General features: G+C 43.5%; 11 protein-coding genes. 2 read left to right on the forward strand and 9 right to left on the reverse strand.

The window, feature by feature from the left end:
- Nucleotides 1-152 precede the first annotated feature (152 nt).
- The 5 genes from Q0081_RS12120 to Q0081_RS12140 all read right to left on the reverse strand — a co-directional run bounded on the left by Q0081_RS12120 (nt 153) and on the right by Q0081_RS12140 (nt 8,648).
- Complete coding sequence (locus tag Q0081_RS12120; protein ID WP_298353384.1) at nt 153-2,525, reverse strand: PKD domain-containing protein; 2,373 nt, start codon at nt 2,523-2,525, stop codon at nt 153-155.
- A gap of 171 nt (nt 2,526-2,696) precedes the next feature.
- A complete protein-coding gene (locus Q0081_RS12125) occupies nt 2,697-3,185 on the reverse strand; it encodes a hypothetical protein (protein WP_298353386.1) in 489 nt (162 codons plus the stop codon).
- Nucleotides 3,186-3,200: 15 nt separating this feature from the next.
- Complete coding sequence (locus Q0081_RS12130) at nt 3,201-4,076, reverse strand: hypothetical protein (RefSeq protein ID WP_298353387.1); 876 nt, start codon at nt 4,074-4,076, stop codon at nt 3,201-3,203.
- Between the two features lie 66 nt (nt 4,077-4,142).
- Entirely contained in the window at nt 4,143-5,522 is a 1,380-nt protein-coding gene (locus Q0081_RS12135; RefSeq protein WP_298353389.1) for a RagB/SusD family nutrient uptake outer membrane protein, read from the reverse strand.
- Nucleotides 5,523-5,588: 66 nt separating this feature from the next.
- On the reverse strand, nt 5,589-8,648 hold the full coding sequence (locus Q0081_RS12140; protein ID WP_298353391.1) for a TonB-dependent receptor: 3,060 nt from the start codon (nt 8,646-8,648) through the stop codon (nt 5,589-5,591).
- A gap of 245 nt (nt 8,649-8,893) precedes the next feature.
- Here Q0081_RS12140 and Q0081_RS12145 point away from each other — a divergent pair, with 245 nt between their 5' ends.
- Both Q0081_RS12145 and Q0081_RS12150 read left to right on the forward strand, forming a co-directional pair.
- Nucleotides 8,894-9,457 carry a redoxin domain-containing protein gene (locus tag Q0081_RS12145; RefSeq protein WP_298353393.1) on the forward strand — a complete coding sequence of 188 codons (564 nt, stop codon included), beginning with the start codon at nt 8,894-8,896 and terminating at the stop codon, nt 9,455-9,457.
- Nucleotides 9,458-10,609, forward strand: coding sequence for a hypothetical protein (locus Q0081_RS12150; RefSeq protein WP_298353395.1), 1,152 nt, complete (start codon nt 9,458-9,460; stop codon nt 10,607-10,609). It abuts the gene before it with no gap.
- A 116-nt stretch (nt 10,610-10,725) separates the two neighbouring features.
- Here the strand turns inward: Q0081_RS12150 and Q0081_RS12155 are convergent, their stop codons facing one another.
- The 4 genes from Q0081_RS12155 to Q0081_RS12170 form a co-directional block, all read right to left on the reverse strand.
- On the reverse strand, nt 10,726-13,359 hold the full coding sequence (locus Q0081_RS12155; RefSeq protein ID WP_298353397.1) for a DUF5686 and carboxypeptidase regulatory-like domain-containing protein: 2,634 nt from the start codon (nt 13,357-13,359) through the stop codon (nt 10,726-10,728).
- Nucleotides 13,360-13,429: 70 nt separating this feature from the next.
- Entirely contained in the window at nt 13,430-14,041 is a 612-nt protein-coding gene (locus Q0081_RS12160) for a hypothetical protein (RefSeq protein ID WP_298353399.1), read from the reverse strand.
- A gap of 452 nt (nt 14,042-14,493) precedes the next feature.
- Nucleotides 14,494-15,057, reverse strand: coding sequence for a Crp/Fnr family transcriptional regulator (locus Q0081_RS12165; protein WP_298353401.1), 564 nt, complete (start codon nt 15,055-15,057; stop codon nt 14,494-14,496).
- A 12-nt stretch (nt 15,058-15,069) separates the two neighbouring features.
- The gene (locus Q0081_RS12170) at nt 15,070-16,263 is read right to left on the reverse strand and encodes a DUF2252 domain-containing protein (protein ID WP_298353404.1); all 1,194 of its coding nucleotides are present in this window, start codon (nt 16,261-16,263) and stop codon (nt 15,070-15,072) included.
- Nucleotides 16,264-16,317: the final 54 nt, after the last annotated feature.

Genomic DNA, 16,317 nt, shown 5'->3' on the forward strand with positions numbered 1-16,317 from the left:
GGTACGATTAAAACCTGATTATTTCTAAAACAGTTCTAAGCAGGTAACCTAATTTCTGAACTGTGTCACAAAATTGAAAGATTAAAGGGGGAATTCCTAAAAATCCCCCCAAAAACTAAGAATAGACCATAACCAAAAGTTATCGACAGCTATCAAAACTTCACAAAGCGCTTTCGATCTATATATTCTCCCAATTGTAAATCCACAAAATAAGACCCCGCAGGGTATGTTCTCACGTTGATGGATTGGTTGAACGCATCGCTGTTTTTCTCAAATTCACCTCGCCAAACTTCAGCTCCCGTAATGCTTCGCAAACGCACCGTTACCTTACCTCGCAGTGCATTAGTAAAGCTAAGCTCCACAAAACCATCGGTAGGATTAGGGCTCAATGTAAAATCTTTTTCGGGCAATGTTTCGGCGCCAAGTATCTGAACGTTACGTACATAGATAGTTGTACTCGCCGAATCTATACATACGTCTGTGCCCGTCCCTTTCACCAAATAAGTCAACGTACGCGTTGGTCGGGCAGTCACCTGCGGACCCAGATTCGAGCTCAATCCTTCGCCGGGTGACCAATTAATCACTCCTGCTCCACGGGCCTGCAACGTTACAGCTTCTCCGGGATTTATAAATTGAGCCGAAGCCTGTACCTGCACTGATGGTTTCATTCCTACCTGTGCTGTAATCGCATGAGCTACGTTAAAACCCGTACGGACTATATAACGGTCCCAGTTTCCACTCGAATTTCTTTCCCACGAAGTTGCATTGAGCGATTCGCCATTCTTGGTTGTAATCAAGGCTACCGTATCTCCTGCGACATAATCAAACTCCACCCCAATCAGGAAGGATAAATTATTTTGGCGGGACAAATCAATGTTTTGATCAAATACGACTGTAGTGGCTCGATTGTTTTTAACATCGTCCAAAATACGACGCAGTGGAATTTCCTTGGTCGTTAATTCAGAACCGGGACCTCCTTGAAAACCGCGAGCGTTCCAAACTTTCACACGCACAACCGATTCTGTTTCAGTACCCTTTGCCGCCTTTGCTACTCCAAACTTTATAAATGTTCCTCGCAAATTGGTGTATCCAAGCGGATTCGTAAATAGCTCGGCAACGGCTTGGGTTTTTCGGCTGTTCTGCCCGGCCACATAGCCCGTTCCACTGGGTTGACGAATGACCGTTTCGGTTCCTGCAAAATTGGTAGTGGTGGCACACAATCCTGCGTTGATCACTTCAATATATTGTGTCTTTACCAGTGGTACAGAGCTGCCTGATGAATTGGAAACTGTCAGGGTCACTTTATATTTTCCTGCTTTATTATACGTTACCGTGGGATTTTGTTCGGTAGAAGTAGCCGGATCGCCTCCTTCAAATTCCCACTGCCAAGCCGTCGGAAAATTAGTAGAAAGGTCCGTAAAACGTACTTGAGCGCCCAACAATACGGTGCGGTTCTCTGCTTCAAAATTTGGAATTGGTTTGCCCGAAATAATTTGCCCGCACACATTAGAAGTCAACAAACTGGAACGCCGTGGACTCACTTCCATCACGGCCCGAATCCGGGTCTTTTGGTCTTTGGTGAAAATATTAAAGCAGGCATCATCCGAATAATCCATGTAGTTTTCTACCATGTTTGCCCCTCCGCAACTAACCCTGCCTTTTTGGCAACCCCGACTTTCGGAGGCCTGCGTAGGGGTATCTGCACAAAAATCATCTCCGCAGGCAGCATCTCCCCAAATATGACGCAATCCCAACCAGTGGCCGGTTTCGTGCGTAAGCGTACGTCCTAAGTTATAAGGCGCTTTCAAAAGTGGGAAACTTCCTTTTTGAGAATTCCCAAAGCTGGTATATACAATCACAACTCCATCGGTACTGGCGGCACCGCCATTCCCCGGAATCCCTGAAAGGCTGGAATTGCTCGGAAACTGGGCATAACCGAGTAAATTATCATCTTGAGCGGCAAAATCCAGTGCCCAAATGTTATAGTACTTGTTAGGGTCCCACGAAGTAGTTGGTTTTAGTGACCCTTCAATGTCATTCCTCGCCCAACTGGTACGGTTGCCATTTACGCGATCAATTCCCGGTTCAGCCATGCGTTGCCCTTGCGGATTGAACTGAGCCAAACAAAATTCAACTTCAATATCTGCTCCGCGAGAGTCCGTATTGAAACCGTTGGTATTGACCCGTCGCCGAAAATCTTCGTTGAGGGTTTCTATTTGAGATTGGACTTGGGCCTGACTGATATTTCTCCCTACACCTACTGCTTCGCCATTGTGAATAACGTGTACGATTATCGGGATGACAATTACTTCCGCAGTACCGCGTCCGGAAGCCATACGGGCTTTGATTTGCACCATTTTACGTTGCAAATCCCGCTCAAAATCATCAAGCGAACCTTCCTGAGGGTTACGCAGGCGAAGCAAACTATCCATCTCCATGGTAGCGCATGGTTCGGGCCGCCGTTGCGCGTAAGAAAAGGTAGCGGCGAAAAGAAAAAGCGCGAAAATGTAAACGATATAACGCATAAACTGACAGATAAAGAAAGTATGATTGTCATTCTGTAAAGACTTTGATTTTTCGCTGCCCAACTCCGAAACTTTTGCAGAGACAAATCCTACCCGTCAGCATGACAAATTAGGTTGTAAGAGTTTTTATTAAATTTGATTCAAGCGCGGTTGCAATACTATACTATTCTTCTATTTCCCGCTCGAAGTAAATTTAAAACGATAACTGGCATCAATATCTCCAAAATAATATTCCAATACCATCGTAGTTTCGGTCAACGATTTGACAATAAAGGGCAACTTAAACCCTCCAAAAATCCGGGGAATACCCATTTCCAGGGTAGCATTGGCGCTGGTAAACTGCCATACATCTGTAATAAGAATATCTGGCTCTGTACTCTTACACTTGGTAGGCCCGTTGGAATATTCTAATTTTTTCTCCTCGTTTGCATAAAAGATGAATTGGTCATCTAATTCGCAGGGATCCAATACCTGGTTTCCGGCCAAATCAAAAGGGTCTTTTTGGTCTACAATGGTAAGGGCGCTAAGCGTCCACGCTTTCTTTTCAGTGCCCGTCAAAAGCTGAGAATACGTCAACGGTTTAGGGTCCAGTTTTTCACTGCAACTGCTTGCCGCACCGGCAATAAGTACAACTACAAACAAGCGAATAAAATTTTTCATGAGATTCAGAGCTATTTATTGTGGAACGTACGTCAGGGGAAGAACAATGGCCGTATCTTTTCTGGTCTTATAACTGTACACTTTCATTTTAATGTTGAGCGTAATGCGTTTATTGACAGGATTCCATACTCCTGTTCCTGACAAGGTATCATATCCACTTGCGAATTGCGGAATTATCTGTCGAGGAATGGTAAGGGTATTGTTTCCGTTATCAATAAAATCGAGCGTAGGGCGCTCTGCTTCAAAACTTACTGGGCTTTCCCAATTAAAGAATTGTTGGAACCCTATCAGCCCGACATTTATGTTAGAGACCGTATAACGTTTACAATCTGCACTGGAAATTTCAATATCTGCTAACTGATACGCCTGCGTGGCATTGACGGGCAATTGACCGGTATAAATTCCGTCCATGATGCAGGCATCTCTAATCGTAAAGACAATTTTATTTCCCATACCGCTTTTTCCAAAACCTACCTGCACTTTATCGGCGGGTTTTACTGCAGTAAGTGTGAATTCAATGTTGCTGGATTCAATGATATTATTGGCGTTATTGAGCAAATAGACCGTAATTTCACCAAAACTTTGGCCTACGGGAATAATAACTGTTCCCTTTGTACCTTCAATTCGATAATCTTTCCCTTCACGGGCAGTTCCTCCCACCACATAACTGACATTAATAGACTCGTTGAGGACTTTCCCGCCGTTATGAACACGAACTTTAATCGCTTTTGAATAGCTTTCCTTGTAACTCAACGTGGTGTCTGTGAAGCGTACAAAGCTGCTTCCTTCATAAACAATCCTTTCTTCTTCGCAACCTGCAAGCCACACGCCTGCTAAAATTGTGAATAAAAGTATAAGTGAATGAGTGAATAAATATGTAATTTTTTTCATGTTGAATTTTATTACTTGTGATGAGCAGAAACAACCCTGCCTACTGCAAATTTTAAACTGCCTACTTTAATAACCCGGATTTTGTTGTCCTGCCAAAGATGGATTACGCTGAATCTCCGTCTGTGGAATAGGCCACAATTCGTATTTAGAATTCCAGTTGGTTGAAAAAGCCGAGATCACTGCCTGAGCACGTCCTGTACGTACAAGGTCGTACCAGCGATGACCTTCAAAAGCCAATTCATACACTCGTTCGCGCTCAATAATACTGATCATCTCATTTTGAGTAGCGGCTGTCAACAAGGGAGGTTGGAGGTTGGCAGCCAATCCAACACCTGCGCGCGTACGGAGGCGGTTGATATCAGCAATCGCACCGGTCGAGCCCGTGATTTTACCCTGTTGTGCTCTTGCTTCGGCGCGTATAAGGTACATTTCGGCAAGGCGAAAGATGACAAAATTTCGATTGCTTTCGTCGGCCGTACCATATTTTTTGAGCGTCCAGCCGTTATCGTTTCCTTTCTGTTTATCAAACTCAAATTGAATGGTTTGATTGCGATTACCGGACTCCCGTGAAGTAAGGGCAACCACCACTTGGTTGGAAGGAACCACTTCGCGACGACCTACAAAATAATTATTGATATCGCCTGCGTAATCATTGAGGGTATAACCAAATTCAAAAATTGACTCTTGGTTATAATCCCGCGTAACTACTTCATTAAAAGTCACCAAAGAGTAGTTGGGAGAATTAATAAGTAGGGTTGCGTTTGCTTCCGCTTCTGTCCAGTTTTTTTGATAAAGATAAAACCGCGCTAAAGCCGCCCGAACAGCGTTTTTGGTGGCATATCCTGCATAAATATTGCGGTCCTGCGGGTTGCCATCAGGCAAGTCAACAAGAGCTGCTTTGTAATCTTCAAGTACTGAAGCCAATATTTCTTCTTTCGATGCTCTTGTTGCAGTGCGATTGGTTGCTAAAATTGTAGTGGTTACTTTAGGAATGCCGCCATACGTATAAGCGCCGATAAAATTGGCATAGCCTCTGAGAAATTTGGATTCGGCTGTCAATTGTTTAGCATCGGCTGATTTTACGCCTGAGATAGTCGGCAGGCGTTCCAAGATAAAATTGCTCATGTATACTGTCCGAAAAATACTTCCCCACAGCGCGGCTACAACACCGTTGGCAGGCGTAATTTGCTTAGTACCAAACTCTTTGTAATCAGTAAAAGTCCCCAAGTGAATGATGTGATCCGCAGTAAAATCTCCTGCCTGAACCGTAGGACTTCCCAAATTACGAGCCGCCGCATACAGGCCAATCCGTACCGAAGGTACATCACTGGAGCGGGTGAATACGATGTCGTCAATAAGCAAATCTACCGCCGGCGGATCAAGGATGACCGTGTTACAGGCGGATAAAAGTGCGGTAAGTAATATAGCGATTTGAAGGCGTTTCATATAAAAGTCAATAGTCGTTAGTCAATAGTTTACAGTCAACAGTCCGCGGACAAGAAATAGTTATTCTTAAAAATTAACAGTCACCCCTGCTACTAAGGTTTTTACTTGGGGTAGTGTAAAAAAGTCAAGCCCTTGTGCTGAAGTAGATCCATCCAAAGTACTCACTTCCGGGTCAGCGCCAATGTAGCGGGTCAATGTCCAGAGATTGGTAGCCGTAGCATACAATCGTACATTTCCCAATTTAGCTTTACCCGTCCATTTTGAAGGAATAGTATAGCCTATTGCCACATTTTTGAGGCGCAAATAGGAGCCGTCTTCTACTAAACGACTGCTGGAATAGCTATTAAAACCATTGTTGTATTCAAACCGTGGAATATCGGTGACATCACCGGGCTTTTGCCAACGACGTAAAGCCGCCCGGGTTTGATTCACGCGTAAATCAGTACCAGGATTCAACAGGAAAGAGTTGCTGTAATTCATCACTTTGTTTCCGTAAGAAAACTGAAAGAATAGGCTTACATCAATTCCTTTCCATGAAAAACTGTTGGTTAAACCGCCAATTAATTTGGGTTGAGCATTGCCAATCACCTGAGCATCGTCGGTGGTAATACGTCCGTCACCGTTGAAATCATCATACAAGGCATCACCCGTAGCTACATCTACTCCTAAATATTTTAATCCCCAAAAAGTACCTAACGGCTCTCCTACTTTAATGACGTTGGTTGCTCCTACGCCCGCCGCCGTAAATCCCCGGAACAGAGGTTGGTCGGAGGCTAACGACACTACTTTGTTGTCATTGCGCGAAAGGTTTAAGTCTGTTGTCCAGCGAAAAGCACCATCGAAATTGACCGAACGAAGGGTAAATTCAGCTCCTCGGTTCGAAATACTTCCAATATTCCCCTGCAAGGCACCAAAACCCGTAGTGGCGGGAAGAGGCTCAGCAAAAAGCAGGGCATCAGTTACGTTATCATATACTTCTGCGGTAAAACTTAGTCGTCCTTTCCAGAAAGCTACGTCCAAACCAATGTTGGCTTCGCGGGTACGTTCCCACTGCAAATTAGGGTTGCTGAGGCTGTTTGGCCCTACCCCAGATGAGCCGTTGTAAGTAGTAGCACCCCAAGTTCCTAAGAACTGGAAATTACCGATACGTTCATTTCCCGTAAAACCATAGCTTGCGCGGAGTTTAAGGTCTTCCAGAAAGTTTACGTCTTTTAGAAAACCTTCTTCTTTCAATCGCCATCCTGCCGATACTGACGGAAAGAAACCAAACTTGCGGTCCTGACCAAAACGAGATGAACCATCATAGCGGGCAGTGGCACTAAACAAATATTTATCTTTATAATCGTATTTTACTTCTCCAAATCCGGATACCAAGCCATTTTGGGCATAAAACGAGCTACCCGCATCTACTACCCCTGCCGAAGCAATATACGTAAACTCGTCGCGTGGAAAAATCCGCCCCTGCACGCTGGAAGAACGGCCTTGTGAGCGTAAAAGCTCTCCACCCAGCAAGGCACTGATGTGGTGATTTTCTCCAATGGCTGTATTATAAGTAAGCACCGTTGAGTTCAGGAAGATAGCCAACGTAGAAGCGGCATAAGCCCCATAACCCTGCCCTCCAATGGAAGGAAGACTTCCATAAAATGTTCCCGTTGGATTATAAGTATCTTCCTGAGAATTATTGTAATCCATGCTGAACTTCGTACGCAGACGTAGATTGGGTAAGAAGGCATATTCAGCGTTGATACCGCCCAATACTTTTGTCCCGTACGTAATTTGTCGAGGCAATAAGGCTTCAGCTACCGGATTACCGTTGGGGAAGCCTTGGTAATTGGGATCGTTGGGAGTATACAGTTTGCCTTGTTCGTTAAAAGGAGAATAATAAGGCAAACTGCGAATAGAAGAACCATACACACCATCTACGGCATTGTCACTAAATACACGACGGTTTTTAGTACTTCCAAGGCTCATATTCAGTCCAAAAGATAATTTTGGAGAAGCTTTATGGTCTAAGTTAAAAGAACCAGTATACCGCGCAAAACGGTTGTTCAACTGTACCCCTTCTTCATCACGATAACTGCCGCTCAAATAAAAGCGGGTACGGTCATTACCCCCAGAAGTTGAAAGCTGATATTGCTGATAAATTCCTTTACGAAGCACTTCGTCTACCCAATTCGTATTGACTGCGTCAGTTACGCCCGGGATAAGTCCGCGGGCATCGGGGTCAATTATGTCTGCAAAGTTGGTTTGCTTGGCGTTATAATTGGCAAGTGCTTCGCGCTGTAATCCCAAAATCTCCGTTGAATTGAGCAAATCCAAACGTTTTACAACTTCCGTCGTGCCTCGTTGCACATCCATTGTAATGTTTGTTTTTTGATTGGCTTTACCGCGTTTGGTGGTAATAAGCACCACACCGTTGGCCCCGCGAGCGCCGTAAATGGCTTTGGCAGAAGCATCTTTCAATACCTGAATGGACTCTACGTCGCTGGTATTAAAGGAAGAAATAGCGTTGTCCTGCTGCCCTCCGTACCCAAATTGCGATACCGCTCCGTCATACACCGGAATTCCGTCCACTATCATTAATGGGCGATTGCTGGCATTGATGGAAGTATTACCCCGAATCACGACTTTTACCCCACCACCGGGCGTTCCCGACGATTGAGATACCCGCACACCTGCTGCTTGCCCCTGTAACGCCTGATCAATACCAGATACCGGAAGATTTTTAATACGGTCGCTCTTAATGGTCGTCATTGAACTGATGACGTCCTTTTGCTGGGTCGTCGTATAACCGGTTACCACCACTTCATTCAATTGGGTGGGGCTTTCCAGAAGTTCAACGTTGATAGTAGTTCGGTTGTTGACATTTACTTCTTGACTCAACATTCCTATAAACGAAAAAACCAACGTAGCTTTGCCGTTAGGTATCGTGATTCGATAACTGCCGTCGGCGTCCGTACTTGCTCCAGAAGAAGCTCCCTTGAGCGTTACGTTTACACCAGGCATCGGCTGACCGTCGGTAGCCGTAGTAACTTTACCCGTCACTGTGCGATTTTGAGCAAAAAGCGCCCAAGAACAACAGGTTAGGCTAAAAATAAGAAAAAACTTGCGTAACAGATTATCCATGTAAGAATATGTTGAAAATCAGGGATTTCTATGAGTATGTAAATGAGTAAATATATATTTGAAAATCAGGCAATTAAATTACATTTAAGTATAGGACGATTGAGAATTTATTCACTCATTCGCAATTCACTCAATCACAATTTGTATTTAAGTGTGGTTATTGGGCGAAAATTTAGATAAAATAGTTGGGGGAAAATACGCTTAGCCCAATTATTTATAAATTTAAAAACGAAACATTGTACTGAATGTTTTACAAGATACTTCATCTAATTTTGAATCAAAAGAAATATTCTTTAAAAATGGTGATTCAGACTAAGCTACTTTTTCTCATTGCTTTCACTCTTGCGAGTACTCTCGTTGAGGGTCAGGGGCATCTGTTTGTTTTCTACGATACCGAGTGCCCCATTTGTCAGAAATCCAGCAAGCGTCTACAGGAAATGTACGTGAAATATGGTCAAAACGTTGCGTTTAAGGCCGTATTTTCGACCAAATCTCTGAAAAGGTCGGATGTAAGGCAATTTAATAAAGAATACAATTTCACAATACCTTACGTCATAGACCGAAAGCATCGCCTTGTTGAACTCTATGACGCAAAAACTACCCCGGAAGTGGTACTGCTTGACCAAAAAGGAGTAGAAATCTATCGCGGAGCCATTGATAATCAGTTTTTTGGACTGGGAAAATATCGACCAAAAACGACCGAATTTTACCTGCAAAATGCGTTGGAAGCCTTACAAAACGGCCAGCTCGTCTCTCCTCCCTCCACCGAAGCAGTAGGATGCTTAATCAACCGCAAAAAGTCTCGTTGAATGTCTCAAAAATACGTCACCATCGTCAATCGTCACTACCCCCCCAATCCGGGCATTACGGGGGAGTCGGCTTGGGATTTGACCAAATACCTGATTGAAAACCACGGAATTAAAGTAAGCATAGTCCACGTCAAACGCAACGATTTGGGCGGCGGACAAACCCGTCAACCGATTGGAACAACTTTTGAAATTTCGACAATTTACAAAGGTCAAAAAGGGATATTAAAATTAGCAGCCGGTTTTTTTGACGGTTTTTTCTTACTCATCAAAACCCTGCGCGTGCGTCGCGGCCCTGTTTTGTGTATGACAAGCCCTCCGCTTTTACCTTTTTGGGCTTCATGGATGCTGCCAATTTTTGGGATACGTTGGGCTTTGTGGTCCATGGATTTATTTCCCGAAGGATTTGCCGCCGATGGAGTGATTAAAGCCTCTCATCCCGTTTACCGTTTTGTGCGTTGGGTCACGTACGGTCTTGCACCTTCACACCTTTTTTCATTGGGCCCCAATCAGGCCAAATATATCGAAAACAGTTACGGTAAACCCATTCAAACGAGCATTATTCCGTGCGGGGTTTTGCTTGACCAACCCCGCGATTTTACGCCTCCCGATTGGCGCACAGACAACGGAAAAATCTACTTTGGCTACGCCGGTAATTTAGGTGATGCCCATTCATCTGAGTTTTTGTTGGCTATTTTAAACCATATAAATCCGCAAAAACAACATTTAGTTTTAGCGCTTTACGGGACAAAATCGCAGGAAGTGCTGAAAGCCGCCGAAGGAAAAGCAGGAGTCACTCTATTAAAAAGCATTCCCCGCAGTCAATTGCATTACATAGACGTTCATTTGGTGAGTTTACTGACAAAGTGGACACACATCGCCGTTCCTTCCAAGGCCATGAGTTCGGTTTGTGCGGGCGGTACGCTCTTGTTTTGCGGCAGCAAGGAAGCCGATACATGGACACTGTTGCAGGAAGCCGGATGGCACATTGAAGAATCCGCTGATATTGACAGTCAGGTATGTATGTTTTTATCCCGAATTACCCTCAATGAAGTTCTGAAAAAGAAAATCGCTGCCAACCGAGTGGCTGATAACCTGAAAGCTATGCTAACGGAAGGCTATGAGGATGTTGTAAAATTTATAAACACACCGTAGAGACGCCACATCGGCGGACCGAAAATTTTGCGTCTCTACGATTCATCTTCGGTCTGCCGATAAGGCGTATCTACATTTTAATTGTACTCCGTTTTCAGACGCAAAATCTTGCGTCTCTACCTGCCAAATTTCAACGTTGTTCCCAATCGAAAAACAGTACGGTCGTATTTGAAATTTTGGAATACGGCTACGGCTTCTACTCTGAAAAATGGAAAACCCGGCACAAGCCCATCAAGCCCGTATCCAAGTTCGGTATAGTGAGATAAGGTAGGCGTATGAAGATAATGCACCATTAAATTTTCTTTAAGCCCTGCCAAACGAACAAATGGGATGCGCGTCAACAGCAATCGTCGCGATTCGTTGACAACGTGTGCTTCTAAATATCGTTCTGAAGTGCTGAATCGGTAATAAGGCAAGGCACGAAAAGTAGTGAAGGCATCACCGTATTGAACAAACACCTGATTACCCAAAAAGTGCTTATAATCCATCAGAAAGGCGTTCCGATTGTTTAAAAACGTTCCCGCTGAAAAGGAATAATGCAACTCGCTTCTTACCCCTGTTTGTACATCCTGACGCAGATTGAGTTCTACCAAATCAAAGTCGGAAACACTGTTGCCTACGTTGGGAATGCCTTTGGTATAATGGAAAATCAACGACGGATTTTTATTCGTTAAATAACGCTTTCTGCCGTTATACAGACGATAGCGTTGCCCCGGTCGCCAGGTTAACGAGAAGTCAAAAGTGAGCGCTTCGTGGGGAGAAAAACGATAATAAGACTCTGTTGCTTTAAGACGATCGCTGTATTCTTGGTTAAAGGGCGCATTGGGCGTGAACGCAAATTGATTCCAACGAATCCAGGGGCGGGCATTTTCGAGATTTTCCAATTCATAGCGGCGTCCGTATTCAAGACTTCCGGATACGCTGAAAACATCCGCCAAACGGGCGTAGTAAAACGACAATCGCCCAAAATCCTTTTCGTAGATTTTCATGAAATTATTCTCAAACCACAACGTGGCCGAGGTATTCATAGTGGGGCTAATGGGATTTCCGGCATTGAATTGAGATACATACCGCCCGCCCGTCAATGAAAGCCCGCGCCGCCGTCCCTGCCAACCCGTAGTCGCAGTTCCTGAAAACACTTTCCGTCCAAAGGCATAACGCACCAAGGGCTTGATATAAAAAGAGTTATCTCGATTCAACTGCCGTTTAAAATTAAAATTGCTTTCTACCACGTATCCATCTACGGTGTTGTACGTAACGTTTTGAGGATTGAGCGGCCCCTCATAATCAAGTACCCATTTTTTAGAAAGTTTGAACGAACGCCCTGTCAGTACACCCATAAAATTCACATTGGAAGAGTCTTTTTTGGCTTTGGAACTGTCGGCTTTGATTTTTATTTCTTTCACAATGCGCACACTGTCGGAGTGGCGGTAGGTTTTGGTTTCAATTTCGGTGAGGGGAATACTTCGTATTTCGTTCCAAAACACGTCACTGCGTTTGTTGGCCATGGAATCAACGATGATTGAGTCATTACGAACTACATTAATGTCTTCTTTTTGGGCTTTTCGTTCGTTTTTATCCTGTTTTTCATACTCCTTCATCATTTTACGGAGCTGCTTGGTGGAAACGGCTTTCTGTTGCGCGGCTAATTCGTTGAGTTTTTTAGTCCGCAAGTCTTTTTTTGAAATATCACTGTCGGGCTTTTCAAATTTTTCATCCAATACCGTGACCGTTTCTTTAAATGCAGGATTGACTTTCAGGTTTTTGTAAGTCATCGAAATCACGTACTTGAACTCACCCGAAAAACCCATCATGGAACCCCCAAAGCGAAACTGAAGACTGGTCGGCATCCAAACTTCCTGCACGGGAGTAAAGACCTGCTTTACATCCACGTCAAAGCTTTGAACGGTGGTTTGAAGATTCAGACTGTGAATGGCCCACGTATTCTCAATAATATAAATTTGACCTTTGAACACGCCTTCCCCGTACGATCGAGAAATAACTTTGATTTTATTAACTTCCAAATCCCCTTCCCGAAACGAGCCTTCGTATTCAAACTTATAATAGCCCAGCGCTTTAGGTGAAAGCGGCGATACCGCATCCCCGACAGTTGGGTCATAAAAACTTGCCAGCACAAATGCGTTAGGACTGGGAGCGCTGTTGTCCAAGCTGTTACGAGTTGAAATAACGCGTTGTTGGTAGTTGTTAGGCTGGCGGAAAGTGATTTCATTCACACTCTCATTCAGTATAGGACGACCTTCTTCAATGCCTTCTTTTTTGAGGGATTTTTCGAGAAAAAAGGGTATATTAGTGACGATACCCGTTGTCTTGATATAAGCACGAGCGCTATAGGTTTGTACCTGCAAGGCATGAAAACGCGCTTTGGCAATGGCTCTCCGCATGATAGTATAGGCGGGGTCTTCGCTTTTTGAGCCTATTTTTACTTCGTTGATATTGAGCGCCTGCTCTTCAAGAATGACGTCAAAAGTTTTAAAATCGTTTCCAACCTCTATGGTTTTAACGATATTTTTAAAGCCCAAATATTGAAAAACAACCTCATACCGACCAGGCTGTAACACAAGTTCATAGCGACCGTCGGCGTTGGCCATTGTACCTAAATTAGTGCCTTTTACAGCCACAGCGGCATAGGCAAGCGGCTCCCCTTTTACGGTTTTAACAACCCCTCTGATACCACCCGCAAAAGCACCAAAACCGAGTAAAAAAGTAAACGTGAATAGATATGATTTCATTTAATATGCTAAAAGTAAGCCCTGACCCATTTTCAGAACGAATATAAGCCTGAAAACTTACATAATCCGCTTAATACACATGATATTCGTGTGGAATCGCAATGGGAAAACGATTACCCATGAAAACATAAAAAATGATGCCGGTAATGATGAGGAACAACAAAATAATAAGTACAGCTTGAAAATCAGCTTGTCTCTGCTTTCCTGGCTCTTCCATTTTCTTTCGATGTGTAACCGCAACATGAACTCCAAACGCCATCATTCCCAAGAAATAATAGGGCACAAAGTAAAATTTGAACGGTGCTTCCAAAACCACTCGGGCTGCAAAATAGAAATCCGTATCCAACTTAAAATACTCCCTTTGAAAAAGTACCGCCGGAATATGCTGAACAATAAAGAACGTAAATACCACACCTGAGTAGATTTGGATGCGTTCGTTGAAAGTTATTGAGTTTTTCTTCTTTAAATTCTTAACCTGTCTTAGGCCGCTATACACCTGAAAACCAAAGCATAAAATCAATAGAACTTCAATAATGGGTTGGCGATAGATTTTGCGCAAAGCTTCCATGATTTCTCGGTGCGTTTCAATTCCAAACCATGCCATGGCGTGATTGAAAAGATGGGCTGAGACAAACACAGCGATTACAATTCCCGTAATTCGATGGATAGAAACTAATTTCATAACAGGATTTTAAAAAACGGGAAGTATAAAAATTACGGTACCGATGATGAATAGACCAGTAAAAATATAAATAACAGGTTGATCAAATTTGAAGAAAATAACCTGCTCTACCGTGCGTCCCAGCCAAAAAAGGGAAAACCCAAGAAGCAATACATTTCCCAATTCTGTACGGTAAAGAGAATGAGGATAGAAAAAACAAAGGAATGCAACGAAGAAAAGTAAGTGTATAATGCGAAGATTGAGGATTTGCATTACTGCGCTATTCACCAGATGGAGCTTCCTTAACTCTTTATCCCACCGAAAGATTTTCCAGAAACATAGGTGAAAGATCGCGAAGAAAAGGCTGTAAATACCGCAGCCATAAATCAGCATTGTCTTGTCCATTTTGTGCATATTTTAGGGCTCAAAAGTCGATCAAGAAAATGGAATTTCATTTGACAAAAGTCAAATAATTAATATTTAGCCCTGATCCGGCTTAAAGTTTCGAGCGAAATGCCCAAATAGGAAGCAATGTGGGTCAATTGAAGTCGATTTTGAATATTCGGGAAGCGTTTTAGGAAAGTTTCGTAGCGTTGTTGCGCATTCTGGAACTGTACCATATCTATGCGTTCCTGTAAAATCAGAAATTGCTCTTGTGTAATGAGTCTGCCGATTCGTTCAAAAGCGTGAAATTGGTGATATAACTCTTCCAAATCGTCGTACAAAAAAGCATACACTTCCGAATTTTCCAGAATTTCGATGGTATATCTACTGGGTTGACGCGAATAGAAGCTATCAATAGCCGTGAAAGGGTGGCCTGCGGTGGCCAACCAATCAATCACTTCTTTGTCTTCTTTGCAATGAAAAATTCTGGCCAACCCACTCGCCATAAAGTACATGTAATGACAGACTTGGCCTTCTCGAAACAGCAAATGTCCTTTAGGATAATGTTTGATTCGCGTTTTTGCAAGAATCAATGCCTTAGCCTCATCGGGCAGGTCATTAACAGCTTCGAGAAAACTAAAAAGTGGTTGCACAAAAATTGAGCATTATTCATCAAAAAAACCTTCTTCGTACGCTTCGCAAAACGCAAAATAATCCTGATGCACTTTATTAGGATACTCCTGACAATAGGAGAATACGTCTTTTTGCCATTGGGTCTGCTTTGAAAATGCAATCAGTTCATCGGCGATGGAAGACCCCTGACGACCTGCACTTCGTAAATGCCCCGAGGCCGTAGTAGTTGCCATAATTCGGATCAATTCTTCCAACGATTCCAATTCACCATCCCAATAATTAAAATCAAATTTGTCCTGTTCTGGCTGCAATTCTTTCAAAACAAAAGAGGAATCAAACGAAACAACGGCGCTTAAAAGTGTTGGCAATACATTGGTAACGCGACTTTGGATACCAACGATTCGGTGAGCTTCTGTTGGCCAAACGGGCTGGGGTAAAGTAGCCAAAGGAGCTAACGTGGAATGGCGGGCTTCTTTCAGGTCGAGCAAATACAGCTTTCCTTTGGTGCTTTCAACCAAGACTACGTATCGTTCCAGCCCCAAACTTGCCGTTCCCGTCACGCGTATGCCTACGTCACAAATGCGCTGAAAAAATGGGTTAGGGTGTTGTTGGGGCCAATCTTGCAGAAGTTTTTCTACTTTTTCCCGCTGGTTTGAAGTGAGAGGCAATACTTTTCCGGTTTCAAGATTGAGCTTACGTCCCTCATCACTTTTCACCGTACGTTCTTTTATCAGGTCTTTCCGGCGACGTTTTTCCAAATTTTCCAAGAAATCTTTCAACATGCCCGATGCAGTACGTCGCTCAATATCAATGGGTTTTCCCAGCGAAAGCGTTTTGGTATAACTGCTCAAAAATGCTTTTACGAGTGTATCGCATTCATTTTTTTCTAAATCCAATTCTTCCCCTGCCAAATAAATACTGGTCAACATTCGACTTAACTCCCAAGTAGCCGGCAGCAGCAAAGCATCATCAAAGTCATTCACGTCAAAATAGACCAGTCGATTTTCGGCTTTATACGTTCCGAAATTTTGAAGGTGCAAATCCCCGCATCCCCATACTCGTGTCGGGTCAGCAGTGGTAAAATGTTTGGCAAAATCTTCGTAGAAAACGGAAGAGGTTGCCCTAAAAAACAGGTACAATCCTTCGGCCATTCGGTCATACTTACGCTCTAAAAGCACGGTATTACGACCTGCGTTAAATGCTTTAATTTGTTCTATGACTGCCATTGGAAAGTGGAAAGGTTAAAGTTAAAAATTTACAGTTTAGGATTTAGGGGTTAC

This window comes from Runella sp., from assembly GCF_027484545.1.
In the GTDB taxonomy this organism is placed as follows: domain Bacteria; phylum Bacteroidota; class Bacteroidia; order Cytophagales; family Spirosomataceae; genus Runella.

Bases quoted from the DNA above. Each gene is read 5' to 3' on its own strand.
- Q0081_RS12120 (WP_298353384.1), bottom strand. From the start codon at position 2,525: ATGCGTTATATCGTTTACATTTTCGCGCTTTTTCTTTTCGCCGCTACC.
- Q0081_RS12135 (WP_298353389.1), bottom strand. From the start codon at position 5,522: ATGAAACGCCTTCAAATCGCTATATTACTTACCGCACTTTTATCCGCC.
- Q0081_RS12170 (WP_298353404.1), bottom strand. From the start codon at position 16,263: ATGGCAGTCATAGAACAAATTAAAGCATTTAACGCAGGTCGTAATACC.
- Q0081_RS12155 (WP_298353397.1), bottom strand. From the start codon at position 13,359: ATGAAATCATATCTATTCACGTTTACTTTTTTACTCGGTTTTGGTGCT.
- Q0081_RS12160 (WP_298353399.1), bottom strand. From the start codon at position 14,041: ATGAAATTAGTTTCTATCCATCGAATTACGGGAATTGTAATCGCTGTG.
- Q0081_RS12140 (WP_298353391.1), bottom strand. From the start codon at position 8,648: ATGGATAATCTGTTACGCAAGTTTTTTCTTATTTTTAGCCTAACCTGT.
- Q0081_RS12150 (WP_298353395.1), top strand. From the start codon at position 9,458: ATGTCTCAAAAATACGTCACCATCGTCAATCGTCACTACCCCCCCAAT.
- Q0081_RS12130 (WP_298353387.1), bottom strand. From the start codon at position 4,076: ATGAAAAAAATTACATATTTATTCACTCATTCACTTATACTTTTATTC.
- Q0081_RS12125 (WP_298353386.1), bottom strand. From the start codon at position 3,185: ATGAAAAATTTTATTCGCTTGTTTGTAGTTGTACTTATTGCCGGTGCG.
- Q0081_RS12145 (WP_298353393.1), top strand. From the start codon at position 8,894: ATGTTTTACAAGATACTTCATCTAATTTTGAATCAAAAGAAATATTCT.